The following is a 12,444-nucleotide window of genomic DNA, read 5'->3' as shown; positions in this document are numbered from 1 at the left end:
CACCAGATTAAATAATAAAGCGTTATATTTAGAATGAAGAAAGCTCCATCTCCCCTCGTATCACTATTGCCCATTGTCGTATTAGTGATATTACTATTCGCCACCATTCGTGTATTTGGCAGTGATGCCCTCAATGGCGGAAGTCAGGTATCGCTGCTTACTACCACCGCCATTTGTATTCTTATCGGCATGGCTTTCTACAAAATCCCCTGGAAAGACTACGAACTGGCAATCACGAACAACGTGGCAGGAGTGACAACAGCCATCATCATCTTACTGATTATCGGCGCATTAAGCGGTATCTGGATGATTAGCGGAGTAGTGCCCACTTTAATTTATTACGGGATGCAGATTATCCATCCCAGTTTCTTCCTGACATCCACCTGTATTATTTGCGTATTGATCTCCGTTATGACCGGAAGTTCATGGACAACGATCGCCACCATCGGTATTGCCCTCATGGGCATCGGGAAGGCACAGGGATTTGAAGAAGGCTGGATTGCGGGAGCTATCATCTCCGGTGCCTATTTCGGCGATAAGGTTTCTCCCTTGTCCGAGACGACCATATTGGCGGCATCCGTCACGGACACGCCCCTCTTCCGTCATATCCGCTACATGATGATTACTACGGTGCCCTCACTGATCATTACACTGATTATATTTACGGTAGCAGGTCTGTCTCATGACGCCAGCAATACCCAGCACATCGCGGAAGTGGCAGCTGCCCTGAACGAAAAGTTCCATATCACCCCGTGGCTGCTGATTATACCGATAGCAACAGGCATATTGATTGCACGGAAAGTGCCTTCCATCATTACTCTGTTTCTGTCCACTCTATTGGCGGGTATTTTTGCTCTGATCTTCCAGCCGGATTTGTTGCGGGAAATTTCGGGGGCTGCTGTTTCCAACTTCGACTCCCTGTTTAAAGGACTGATGATGACCATCTATGGCAAGACAAGCCTGCAGACCGACAATGCCGTTTTGACAGATTTAATTGCTACCCGTGGTATGTCGGGGATGATGAATACCATCTGGCTGATATTATGTGCCATGTGTTTCGGCGGGGCAATGACAGCCAGCGGTATGCTGGGAAGCATCACATCGCTCTTCGTACGCTTTATGAAGAAAACAGCCAGCGTCGTATCGGCTACTGTCTGTTCGGGGCTTTTCCTCAATCTGGCAACTGCCGACCAGTACATCAGCATCATCCTGACCGGGAATATGTTTCGCGACATTTATGCTAAAAAAGGTTACGAAAGCTGCCTGCTCAGCCGGACCACCGAGGATTCAGTAACCGTTACATCCGTACTGATCCCATGGAATACCTGTGGAATGACGCAGGCTACCATTCTGAGTGTGCCTACGCTGGTGTACCTCCCCTATTGCTTTTTCAACATAATCAGTCCTTTAATGAGTATCGCTGTCGCAGCTATCGGATATAAAATTGTAAAACGCCCGTGAACAATCTGGCATACACTTTGTTTTTGCAATAAACGAACAACGTATTAAACCTAAACAAAAAAAAGTTATGAAAAAGTTTATTGCATTATTAGCATTAGTTTTAGTAAGTGCGAGCACAATGATGTATGCACAGGAAAGTAACGCAGCCATCCGCCGCGCAGACAGAAAAGCAGAAAGAGACGCAGAAAGAGCAAAACTTCGCGCAGAAGAACAGGTACAGGACATGGCAGCTTACCAGCAGGCTGTACAGGCTTTGAAGAACAAACAGTTTGTTCTGGAAGCCAATCAGGTGATCTTCCGTAACGGTATGAGTTCCTTCGTGACTTCCAACACTAACTTCGTCCTGATGAACGGAAACAGAGCCACTGTACAGACAGCTTTCAACACTCCTTATCCCGGCCCTAACGGTATCGGTGGTGTGACTGTAGACGGTAACTCTTCGGACATGAAGATGAATATCGATAAGAAAGGAAATGTAAACTGTTCATTCAGTGTACAGGGCATCGGTATCTCAGCTCAGGTATTTATTAATATGAGCAGCGGTAACAACAATGCTTCGGTATCTATCAGCCCGAACTTCAATAACAACAACCTGACATTGAACGGTAATATCGTCCCACTGGATCAGTCAAACATCTTCAAAGGACGTGCCTGGTAATCCGAACAGAAGAATATAAAAATAACTCCGCTACAAATCGCGCAAAATGCGTACATTTGTAGCGGAGTTTTTTTAATTGATCATTATGAGGGAATATATCATCGCAGACAACCAGGATATCAGTAAGGCAGGAATGATGTTTCTGCTAAGCCGGCAAAAGGATGTATCCGTTCTTTTAGAGGCTGACAACAAGGCCGAACTGATTCAGCAGCTGCGCCTGTATCCGCAAGCGGTGGTTATTCTGGATTATACCTTATTCGATTTTGCCGGAGCGGACGAACTGATTGTCCTGCAGGAGCGGTTTAAAGAGGCCGACTGGATTCTGTTCTCCGATGAGTTAAGTATCAATTTTCTCCGTCAGGTATTATTCAGCAGCATGGCTTTCGGAGTAGTCATGAAAGATAACTCGAAAGAGGAAATCATGTCCGCCCTGCAATGCGCTTCACGCAAACAACGGTATATCTGCAATCATGTCAGCAATCTGCTGCTTTCGGGAACGGCTTCTTCCGCCGCATCCCCTGCAACGGTGGATGATCATCTGCTGACGCAGACAGAAAAGAATATCCTCAAAGAAATTGCACTGGGGAAGACGACAAAAGAAATAGCGGCAGAAAAGAACCTCAGCTTTCATACAATCAACAGCCACCGAAAGAATATCTTCCGGAAGCTGGGAGTCAACAATGTGCACGAAGCTACCAAGTACGCGATGCGTGCAGGGATTGTGGATTTAGCGGAATACTATATTTGATCATCTATTTCAAGGCATTCTGCTTCAATAATTGTTCTATTTCTTTCGATGAAATAGACGCACGTTCAGCCTTATCATAAATAAAAAGCATATTCAATACAGCATCTTCTTCTGAAACATGCAATAAAAAAGTAATGACTCTCGCCCCGCCACTTTTGCCTTTTCCCTTTGAGGATATTTTCATCCGTATTTTACGTAAGCCATGTCCTAAGTCTGTTCCTAACAGGGGGTTCTGTTCCAATTCATCAACCAATGCAGCAAAGTCTTCTTTAAAAGACACATAGTGCTTTGCCATTCGTTTCGCTTCCCGCTGAAATGTTGGCTTAACTATTATTTCATAATTCATTAAGGAATTCTCTTGCGGTCTTTTGTTTTAGTTTACCATCCTTTGAAAGTTTTACTTCTTTCAACCCTGCGGCAATCCCGGCAAGAATTTCTTCTTTACTGATTGTCTCTTCCTCTTTTTCAGCTTCCTCTTTCTTCAGGCGCTTCAAATAGTTTTTCACCCGATTGAGCATCTCTTTGTCATTCAAACTCAGGAGTTCCTCAACCAAGTCCATTTTCAGACTTTTCAATTCCATCGTTGTCATATCAATCCTCCTCCATTTTAATATTCTACGAAACAAAAGTAATGAAAATATTCCTGTTTGTATAATCTTCCCTCTTCAAAAAGAAGTATTTAACAGAGTATCTCACCACTTCCTACACATATCCCCGCTTCTTCATCATAAATCACCCCGAACTGACCGGGAGCAATGCCCTGCAACTTCTCAGAAGATAAGATACGGAACTGACCGCCCTCTTCCTGTACCAGCTTTCCTTTCGTAAATTCGGGAGTGTGACGAATCTTGAACGTAATATCTATCTCCTTTCCGGTATCTTTCCACGGATTCTCCGTAATAAAGTGGAAATCATTGATACGGAACTCACTGCCAAACTGCGTTTCGACTCCATATCCGTGAGAGACATAGATGATATTTTCCTCAATATCCTTCTTGATCACAAACCAGGGACCGCCACTCAACCCAAGTCCTTTCCGCTGTCCGATCGTATGGAACCAGTAGCCGCGATGCGTGCCCACTTTCTTTCCGGTTTCCAGTTCTATAATCGCCCCTTCCCGCTCTCCCAGGAAACGACGCACGAAATCATTATAGTTAATCTTTCCCAAAAAGCAAATTCCCTGACTGTCCTTTCTTCGGGCACTGGGCAATCCTGCCCTGCTTGCGATTTCGCGTACCTCTTGCTTCATCAGTCCGCCGATAGGAAACATCAGTTTGGAAACTTGCAGGTAGTCTATCTGGGCCAAGAAATCCGTCTGGTCTTTAACAGGGTCTTTGGCTGTTCCAAGCCACGTCTTGCCGTCCTGCCGGATGGTGGTGGCGTAATGCCCCGTCGCCGTAAAATCGAAATCTTTTCCGACCTGCTGTTCAAAACAGCCGAACTTGATGAGTTTGTTACACATCACATCCGGATTCGGCGTCAGTCCTTTCCTTATTTTATCAATCGCGTAGGCGGCCACATTCTCCCAGTATTCCTTATGCAAGTCCACGACTTCCAAGGACAAACCATACTTACGGGCAATGGCAGTGGACATTTCAATATCTTCTTCGGCCGAACAATCCATATACTCCGCCCCGTCCATACCTATTTTGATATAGAAAAGAGTCGGTTTGTATCCTTGCTCACAAAGAAGGTGAACGACAACAGAGCTATCGACACCTCCGGACAATAATGCAGCTATATTCATCATCATAATTATTCGTTAAACAACAAAAGTTGTGCTAAGATGCCAATGTATTAATCACCGACAAATTAGCACATCAGCAAATCTGTTTCATTAAATCTTTATCAAAGTCAGGTTACGGTCCATCCAAAAATCATTTACTCTATATCACTCTCTTTGGATTCTAATTATTCTCTCTCTATTTATATGAATACCTATTGATCATTTTCGATGTTGCAAAGATAAGGCGGGATTTGCTAACAGCCTATCACATATTGAAGGCATTTTTATACCATAAATGTGGTAGATAAGCAAAGTATTTCCTACATTTGCACACTGAAAAGCTTTTTAAGATGACGAATTTACGTAAAATACTACTTATACCTGCCCTGATCGTCGTATCTGTCAGCAGCTTCTTTTCGTGTGGTGTGGACCGCTGGCCGGAATATGCCCACTTGACTGAACTGGATACATGGATGTATGATATCATGCAACAGAATTATCTGTGGTATCAATATATGCCTGGCTACGATGAAGTAAACCTGTTTCAGGACCCTGCCACCTTCTTATCCAAAGCAAAATGGGACAAAGACAGCTACTCTTTTGTAGATTCTGTTCTGGAAGCTCCGTTGCCAACCTATGGATTCGACTACTCGCTCGTCAAGAGTCAGGATAACGATACGGCATACAATGCCTTGATTACTTATGTTATCCCCGAATCACCCGCCGAAAAAGCCGGACTCCAACGCGGTGACTGGATTATGAAAGTAGACACTTCCTATATCAGCAAGAAGTATGAAACGCAACTACTGCAAGGTACAATAGCAAGAGAACTTTCGATGGGGGTATGGAAAGAAGTCGAGGAAGAGCCCGAAGAAGGGGAAGAAGTACCGGAAGAACCGGTTATGGTGTATAAAGTAGTACCGAACGGTGTCACGCTGGATTTGGGAGCCGCCCAGTCTATAGAAGACCAACCGGTACATAAATACGAAATTCTGACTTTAGACAATGGTGCTAAAGTCGGCTATCTGATGTACAACAGCTTCACCGCCGGAACCAATGACGATCCGGAGAAGTATAATAATGAATTACGTAAAGTCTCAACGATATTTCAGGAAGCCAACGTACAAGCCACTATCCTTGACCTTCGCTATAACGAAGGAGGATCGCTGGACTGTGTTCAGTTACTTGCCACCATCCTTGTGCCAAATGCAAGAATGGGCACTCCGATGGCTTATCTGGAATATAACGACAAGAACTTGGACAAAGACGCGACCATCAATTTCGATCAGGAGGTGCTGAAGACCGGTGTCAATCTGAATCAAAACACTTTGGTAGCAATCACCAGCGGAACAACAGCCGGAGCAGCAGAAATGCTACTGACCAGCCTATACAAAGAGGATCAGGCTCCTAACATTATTGTCATGGGTAGCGCAAGCAAGGGACAAACAGTGGCTACAGAGCAATTCATCAATGAAACCTACCGCTGGTCTGTCAATCCGGTGGTATGCACCGTTTACAACTCCGACCATGATGCGGGCGAAGACGCATTCGTGCTTGTTCCCAGCGATAAATTCAAAATAAGCGAAACGTCTATTAACGGGACTACTGATTACAGCCAGTTCCTCCCTTTCGGCAATCCTAAAGAAAGAATGCTAAGCATAGCCATCCAGACATTGGAGGGAACCTATCCGCCGAAAGACGAAGACAAAGAAGAAGAAACTCGAAGTACCAAGAGTATTAAGATAGAAAAAAGTGTCAGCAGTCCTGCCAGCAGAAGATTTGCCGGAGGGTTACGGATTAAATAAACAAGTATGAAAAAGATAGCCCTTCTGTTGTGTGCGATAGTAATGTTCGGTTGTTCGGATGATGAAGAAAAAGCAGGCACAGAAGTTCCTGACCCGGAAATAAGCAAGATGCTGTTCTCCGAATTTTGCAAGTCCGATGGAGCCGGGGTATCTGATGTTACTAAAAAGGAAGAGTTTCACTACGAAGATGCCTGGCTGACCGGTTATACCTACACGCAAGAGGTTTCGATAGCGGACTTAACAGAGATCATCAGCCATCCGCTTACCATCCAATACGGAAGCAACAGAAGCAGTGTTACTTTCACAGACGAAATAGGGACTGAGCGTAAATACACCCTAAACAAAGAAGGATACGCCACGCAATGCGAATATGCTTCTCTCGACCAGAAGAGACAATATACCTTTTCATATACGGACGGCTATCTGACACAAGTAAATGAGAAGATTATGCCCCGGGAAGGAAGCAGCGATGCAGTTGTCTCGCACACTCTTTCTCTACAGTATGACAAGGGCGATTTAATTTCCACCATCTCTCCTTCACTGCCCTATGAATCATCCACCGGTTACGGAAAGCTTCAGACTAATTATGAAGCGGGAGAAGACATCAATTATTATCGCCTCCCCTGCATGCTGGTGGCAGATACTTATCCTCTCTCCTTCCATCGTGAAGCCTTGTTTGCCGGCATGCTTGGCAAACCGACTCAGCACCTTACTACCGCGTCCTGCCCCAATGAGTCGAGTGACACATACACCGAAAGAACCGAATATACCTACAACTTTGATAAAAACAAGAAACCTGTCAGTCTAAAGATCAGTACTAAATATAGCAATGGTAAGAGTACATCTTATCTGAATCGCACGATCTCAATTACGATTGAATAACCCGATTCTTGTCAAGAGCAGAATTATAGATTCTTAACTCCGACTGGCCTTTTCCGCTACATAAAAGCCTGTTTATCGAAACAAAGCCTCCGTTTTCACCTAACAAAGCATCTGATTACACTTAACATAGTATGTAATTTGCCTTAACATACCTTCTAATTCTTCCCGACATACCTTCTAAATTTCAATAAGCACCGAGCTGAATCACTCCCAGCGCCGATCTGAACAGTTCCTCACCAAGTAGTACACAAAAAAAGGAGAAAGTTTTCACTTCCTCCTTCTACCGTAGTTTAATTTCAATCTACTATATGATTATGTCTCCAAAGATACGACATCCGGATGCAAAAGTCAAGCTTTTCCGGTTTTATTTCCTGAAGAATTTATCAAAGAACAAAATCTGGTAATCGATAGCGTTATTCCAGTATTCTCCGGTATGTCCTCCGGGACGGGTGATAAAATCATGATCGATCTTCTTTTCCAATAAGCGGTTGTGCAAATCCTTATTCACTTGAATGAAGAAGTCAGCCTCGCCACAATCAAAGATAATCGCTAAATCCCCGTTCTGAATCTTATCAATCTGATTGATTACAGTATGCGTGTCCCATATTTCCTTGTTGGATTCATAGTCCCCCAAGCGTTTTGCCATATCCCAGTTCTTCGGGAACGGACGAATGTCTACACCTCCACTTGTACTTCCACAAGCGCCAAAGGTATCTTTATGACGGATAGCAGTCCACAGACCACCATGTCCGCCCATACTCAGACCGGTAATGGCACGCCCCTTGCGGTCGGTAATTGTCTTGTAATGTCCGTCTATATACTTCACCAGTTCCGATGAGACAAAAGTTTCATATCGAAAAGACGGGTCTTTCGGACTGTCCCAATACCAGCTGGTACTTCCGTCCGGGCAAACAAATATGATTCCTTTCTCATCCGCAATCTGAGGCAGATTGGGTTTAATCTCAATCCACGTCTTGGCATGACCGCCAAAGCCATGCAAGAGATAAACAGTAGGACACGCCGTAGCTTTCTTTCCCAATGCCGCATCCGGAGTGACTACTACTACCTTGATGTCCTTGTTCATGGAAGGACTTTTCACTAATAACGTATCTACTTTGGCAGCAAAAGAAGACGCTGCCCCAACTAACAAAAGAGCGATTAATAGAAGTTTTTTCTTTTTCATTGTGTTTATAATATGTTTAGATCCAATCATTCTTCGTCTTCTCCCGAAGGTTGAAATTTGGCGACAGGTGTCTCAAAAGTCTGATGACACTGCTGGCAAGTATATTCCCAATGATTGTCCCCCGGAGGCGCCGCTGCCAGCATGGAAAGTACAGCCGCACCAACGGCACGTAGTTTGTGTCCTTTTCTCAATACGAATTTAATATCGGACGAACCGCAATAAGGACAGAGCGTCAGTTCTTCGGGCCAGCTTTGGTTCTGCCTCAGCACCTGAACGGCTTTCTCATAATCTTCATCCGCCACCAGAATATCCACTCCCGCAATACTGCTCACGCAACTTTTATACAAAGTAGAAAAGTTCTCATTATGCAGAATAGATTCAATGCCCTCATTCTCCAGCGCTCCTTGAAGGATATGCGCCTTCATCGCGTCATTACAGGTAATCAATTTTACGGTTTTCATACTTAACCAGATTTTATTATTCCCACAAAAATAGAACATAAAATTGAAATGTGAAACTATTTTCCATTAACTTTGCAGTCGCTAAACTACAAATAACATGAAAAGACTACTGTCGCTTCTGCTGTTTTGCAACATAACCATATCCTTCCTTCTGGCACAGCCTGTCCACCAAGTGAAGGGAACAGTCATTGATAAATCCAGCCGTCAGCCGTTGGAATTTATCAATGTAATGATTGTCGGACTCAATAAAGGCGGAGTGACAAATGCCGAAGGGAAGTTTTCAATCGGACAAGTTCCGCCCGGCATCTATCGCCTGCAAGCGTCTGCTATCGGATACAAAACCGTCACTACCCCCGAATACATACTTTCGACCAGGGACCTACATATACAGATAGAGATGGAAGAGAATCAGACGGAACTGGAAGGAGTGACCGTCACCGCCTCCCCTTTCCGTCGGGACATTGAAAGTCCGGTCAGCCTGCGCATCATCGGATTGCAGGAAATAGAAAAGAGTCCGGGAGCCAACCGGGACATCTCACGCATCGTACAGTCTTATCCGGGAGTTGCCTTCTCACCGATAGGATACCGTAACGACCTGATCGTACGCGGTGGATCGCCTTCCGAAAACCGCTTTTATCTGGACGGAGTAGAGATCCCCAATATCAACCATTTCAGCACACAGGGAGCATCGGGCGGTCCGGTAGGTATCCTTAATGCCGACCTGATACGGGAAGTGAACTTCTATACCGGAGCCTTCCCGACAGACAAAGGAAATGCGCTCAGTTCCGTGCTCGACTTCAAATTGCGCGACGGGGACATGGAACGCAATTCCCTGAAAGCTACTCTCGGAGCTTCCGAAGTCTCCCTTGCCTCCAACGGACATTTGGGCAAGAAGACTTCCTATCTGGTTTCCGTCCGTCAGTCCTACCTGCAATTCCTGTTTGATATGCTCGGCCTGCCCTTTCTGCCGACTTTTACGGATGCGCAGTTCAAGCTGAAAACAAGGTTTGACGCCCGGAATGAATTGACCGTACTAGGGCTGGGCGGCATTGATAAGATGAAACTAAACACCAAAGCCGACGATGAAGACAACGAATACATCCTCAGTTACCTGCCTAAGATTCAGCAGGAGACGTTCACTCTAGGTGCCGTATACCGGCACTATGCGGGGGCACACGTGCAGTCGGTCGTTGCCAGCCACAGTTATCTGAACAACCGGAACACCAAATATCAGCAGAACGACGAAAGCGATCCGGATCATCTGATGCTCCGCCTCCGCTCTACAGAACAAAATACTCAGCTCCGTCTTGAGAACAGTTCGTCTTTCCGCAACTGGAAAGTCACTGTCGGAACCAGTCTGGACTATAGCCAGTATAGCAACACCACCTTTCAGAAGGTATATACCGACCATGCGCAGACGTTCGACTACCATACCTATCTGGGCATTATGCGCTGGGGACTTTTCGGAACGGTCAATTACACCTCCATAGACGAGCGTTTTACGGCTTCTCTGGGACTGCGTGCCGATGCCAACAACTACTCGGCAGCCATGAAAGACCTGTCCGACCAGCTTTCTCCCCGCCTGTCGCTCTCCTATCAACTGACGGAGCACTGGTCGCTGAGCGGAAACGCAGGACTCTATTATCAACTGCCTCCCTACACCGCTCTCGGCTTTAAAAACAATAACGGACTCTATGCCAACAAGTATGCGCTCCACTATATGCAAGTCAGCCAGGGTAGCGTAGGACTGAACTGGAGAAAGGGCGATACCTTCGAAGTATCCATTGAAGGATTCTATAAAGACTATGACAAAATTCCTCTTTCCATAGCCGACGGCATTCCGTTGACCTGCAAAGGAAACGATTATGGCGTGATTGGTAACGAACTGCTTACCTCCACCGCACAGGGACGGTCTTACGGAGCAGAGCTTCTCCTTAAATGGCTGATCGCCAAGAAACTGAATCTCGCCTCATCTTTCACGCTCTTTAAAAGCGAATATCGTACTGATAAGGAAAGCGAATACATCGCTTCCGCATGGGACAACCGCTTTATTTTCAACTTGCGGGGAACTTACAATCTCCCCCGGCACTGGAGTGTCGGAATGAAAGTCAGCTGTATAGGCGGTGCCCCCTATACTCCTTATGATGCCGAAAAGTCATCTCTGGTAACAGCCTGGAATGCACAGGGAAAACCGTATTACGACTATACCCGATACAATGAAGAACGGCTTTCGGCCTTTACTCAGGTAGATATCCGCATAGACAAAACATTCTATCTGAAGCGCTGTATGCTGGGTTTCTACATCGATCTGCAGAATATAGCGGGCAGCAAGCTGAAACAGGCAGATGTATTAATGAGCACCGGAGTAATCAAGAATCCGGACGCACCGATAGCCGAACAACGGTATGTCATGAAGTCCCTCAAGCAAGAAAGCGGTACACTGCTGCCGACTTTGGGAATCACGTTTGAATACTAACACTATATATTATATAATAACAAACTAAAAATTCACTATGATGAAAAAACAAATTGCATTAGTAGCCCTGCTGTTTTTGGGCATGAGTTGTTTTAACGCTTCAGCACAATTCGGAAAGAAAATCAACATTGGCAAAGCTCTTCAAGCAGGCAAGGATGCCGTACAAGCAATCACCTTATCGGATGCTGACATCGCTGCCATGAGTAAAGAATACATGGAATGGATGGACAAGCATAACCCACTGACCAAACCGGACAGCGAATATGGAAAACGTCTGGAAAGACTGACCGGAAACATCAAAGAGGTAGAAGGCATGCAGGTAAACTTTGGCGTATATGAAGTAGTGGACGTAAACGCTTTCGCCTGTGGCGACGGCAGCGTACGTATCTGTGCCGGACTGATGGACGTCATGACTGACGAAGAAGTAATGGCAGTAATCGGTCATGAAATCGGTCACGTCATCCATACCGACTCTAAAGACGCAATGAAGAATGCCTATCTCCGCTCGGCCGTAAAGAATGCGGCAGGAGCAGCTAGCAGCCAGGTCGCCAAACTGACTGACTCTGAACTGGGAGCTATGGCAGAAGCACTTGCCGGCGCACAATACTCACAAAAACAAGAGTACGAAGCGGATGCCTACGGTGTAGAGTTCTGCGTAAAAAACAACATCGACCCCTATGGCATGTACAAATCATTGAATAAACTTCTCGAATTGTCCAACGGAGCTCCCGCATCTTCCTACATGCAGAGAATGTTTTCTTCACACCCCGACACAGCCAAACGTGTAGCCCGCGCTAAAGAACTGGCTGATAAATATAAGCAATAAGAAAGATTCAAGAACATAGAAAATAAAAGAACATATTCCGAGAGCATCCACTTTGCAATCCCGGAATATGTTCTTTTGTTCTTAAGCACCCCTCATCTCAAAGAATACATTACCATTCCGCACCAATTGTTTATTAAAAAATCATTAATATACAGCACATATTTGCATGATGTCGTGATTTCATGTAATTTCACGGCAGTAATCATTTAAATCCATTT

General features: G+C 45.2%; 12 protein-coding genes. 7 read left to right on the top strand and 5 right to left on the bottom strand.

Translation table 11 applies throughout. The features are described from left to right. Positions 1–33 precede the first annotated feature (33 nt). The 3 genes from ACHLI0_RS22430 (at position 34) to ACHLI0_RS22420 (ending at position 2,867) form a co-directional block, all read left to right on the top strand. Positions 34–1,461, top strand: a complete 1,428-nt coding sequence (locus ACHLI0_RS22430) for a Na+/H+ antiporter NhaC family protein (protein WP_490750073.1) — start codon at positions 34–36, stop codon at positions 1,459–1,461. A gap of 67 nt (positions 1,462–1,528) precedes the next feature. After that, positions 1,529–2,119, top strand: coding sequence for a DUF4251 domain-containing protein (locus tag ACHLI0_RS22425; protein WP_008766721.1), 591 nt, complete (start codon positions 1,529–1,531; stop codon positions 2,117–2,119). Positions 2,120–2,204: 85 nt separating this feature from the next. After that, positions 2,205–2,867 carry a response regulator transcription factor gene (locus ACHLI0_RS22420; protein WP_008760474.1) on the top strand — a complete coding sequence of 221 codons (663 nt, stop codon included), beginning with the start codon at positions 2,205–2,207 and terminating at the stop codon, positions 2,865–2,867. Positions 2,868–2,871: 4 nt separating this feature from the next. Here the strand turns inward: ACHLI0_RS22420 and ACHLI0_RS22415 are convergent, their stop codons facing one another. From ACHLI0_RS22415 to mnmA, 3 genes are all read right to left on the bottom strand, one after another. Next, positions 2,872–3,213, bottom strand: a complete 342-nt coding sequence (locus ACHLI0_RS22415; RefSeq protein ID WP_055217316.1) for a type II toxin-antitoxin system RelE/ParE family toxin — start codon at positions 3,211–3,213, stop codon at positions 2,872–2,874. Then, positions 3,203–3,457 carry a hypothetical protein gene (locus ACHLI0_RS22410; protein ID WP_055217315.1) on the bottom strand — a complete coding sequence of 85 codons (255 nt, stop codon included), beginning with the start codon at positions 3,455–3,457 and terminating at the stop codon, positions 3,203–3,205. The genes ACHLI0_RS22415 and ACHLI0_RS22410 overlap by 11 nt, the downstream gene beginning before the upstream one ends. Positions 3,458–3,546: 89 nt before the next feature. Continuing rightward, positions 3,547–4,614 carry a tRNA 2-thiouridine(34) synthase MnmA gene (gene mnmA / locus ACHLI0_RS22405; protein WP_490750185.1) on the bottom strand — a complete coding sequence of 356 codons (1,068 nt, stop codon included), beginning with the start codon at positions 4,612–4,614 and terminating at the stop codon, positions 3,547–3,549. A gap of 329 nt (positions 4,615–4,943) precedes the next feature. Between mnmA and ACHLI0_RS22400 the strand changes: the two genes are divergently transcribed. Next, positions 4,944–6,398: a S41 family peptidase gene (locus tag ACHLI0_RS22400; protein WP_008760472.1), complete on the top strand. Its 1,455-nt coding sequence runs from the start codon at positions 4,944–4,946 to the stop codon at positions 6,396–6,398. A 6-nt stretch (positions 6,399–6,404) separates the two neighbouring features. Then, positions 6,405–7,280, top strand: a complete 876-nt coding sequence (locus ACHLI0_RS22395; protein ID WP_490750072.1) for a DUF4595 domain-containing protein — start codon at positions 6,405–6,407, stop codon at positions 7,278–7,280. Between the two features lie 364 nt (positions 7,281–7,644). On the opposite strand, the gene ACHLI0_RS22390 is transcribed toward ACHLI0_RS22395, so the two are convergent. Continuing rightward, complete coding sequence (locus ACHLI0_RS22390) at positions 7,645–8,463, bottom strand: alpha/beta hydrolase (protein WP_008766725.1); 819 nt, start codon at positions 8,461–8,463, stop codon at positions 7,645–7,647. A 26-nt stretch (positions 8,464–8,489) separates the two neighbouring features. Continuing rightward, positions 8,490–8,924: a putative signal transducing protein gene (locus ACHLI0_RS22385; protein ID WP_055217540.1), complete on the bottom strand. Its 435-nt coding sequence runs from the start codon at positions 8,922–8,924 to the stop codon at positions 8,490–8,492. 97 nt (positions 8,925–9,021) lie between these two features. On the opposite strand from ACHLI0_RS22385, the gene ACHLI0_RS22380 reads away from it, so the two are divergent. Next, the gene (locus tag ACHLI0_RS22380; RefSeq protein ID WP_490750071.1) at positions 9,022–11,400 is read left to right on the top strand and encodes a TonB-dependent receptor; all 2,379 of its coding nucleotides are present in this window, start codon (positions 9,022–9,024) and stop codon (positions 11,398–11,400) included. A gap of 40 nt (positions 11,401–11,440) precedes the next feature. Further along, positions 11,441–12,226 carry a M48 family metallopeptidase gene (locus ACHLI0_RS22375; RefSeq protein WP_055217311.1) on the top strand — a complete coding sequence of 262 codons (786 nt, stop codon included), beginning with the start codon at positions 11,441–11,443 and terminating at the stop codon, positions 12,224–12,226. Positions 12,227–12,444 lie beyond the last annotated feature (218 nt).

It is taken from the genome of Bacteroides sp. RCH18 (assembly GCF_058231005.1).
The sequence above is the reverse complement of the archived record's forward strand: the minus strand, read 5'-3'. Positions and strand labels throughout refer to the sequence as shown.

Bases quoted from the DNA above. Each gene is read 5' to 3' on its own strand.
- ACHLI0_RS22430 (WP_490750073.1), top strand. From the start codon at position 34: ATGAAGAAAGCTCCATCTCCCCTCGTATCACTATTGCCCATTGTCGTA.
- ACHLI0_RS22425 (WP_008766721.1), top strand. From the start codon at position 1,529: ATGAAAAAGTTTATTGCATTATTAGCATTAGTTTTAGTAAGTGCGAGC.
- ACHLI0_RS22420 (WP_008760474.1), top strand. From the start codon at position 2,205: ATGAGGGAATATATCATCGCAGACAACCAGGATATCAGTAAGGCAGGA.
- ACHLI0_RS22415 (WP_055217316.1), bottom strand. From the start codon at position 3,213: ATGAATTATGAAATAATAGTTAAGCCAACATTTCAGCGGGAAGCGAAA.
- ACHLI0_RS22410 (WP_055217315.1), bottom strand. From the start codon at position 3,457: ATGACAACGATGGAATTGAAAAGTCTGAAAATGGACTTGGTTGAGGAA.
- mnmA (WP_490750185.1), bottom strand. From the start codon at position 4,614: ATGAATATAGCTGCATTATTGTCCGGAGGTGTCGATAGCTCTGTTGTC.
- ACHLI0_RS22400 (WP_008760472.1), top strand. From the start codon at position 4,944: ATGACGAATTTACGTAAAATACTACTTATACCTGCCCTGATCGTCGTA.
- ACHLI0_RS22395 (WP_490750072.1), top strand. From the start codon at position 6,405: ATGAAAAAGATAGCCCTTCTGTTGTGTGCGATAGTAATGTTCGGTTGT.
- ACHLI0_RS22390 (WP_008766725.1), bottom strand. From the start codon at position 8,463: ATGAAAAAGAAAAAACTTCTATTAATCGCTCTTTTGTTAGTTGGGGCA.
- ACHLI0_RS22385 (WP_055217540.1), bottom strand. From the start codon at position 8,924: ATGAAAACCGTAAAATTGATTACCTGTAATGACGCGATGAAGGCGCAT.
- ACHLI0_RS22380 (WP_490750071.1), top strand. From the start codon at position 9,022: ATGAAAAGACTACTGTCGCTTCTGCTGTTTTGCAACATAACCATATCC.
- ACHLI0_RS22375 (WP_055217311.1), top strand. From the start codon at position 11,441: ATGAAAAAACAAATTGCATTAGTAGCCCTGCTGTTTTTGGGCATGAGT.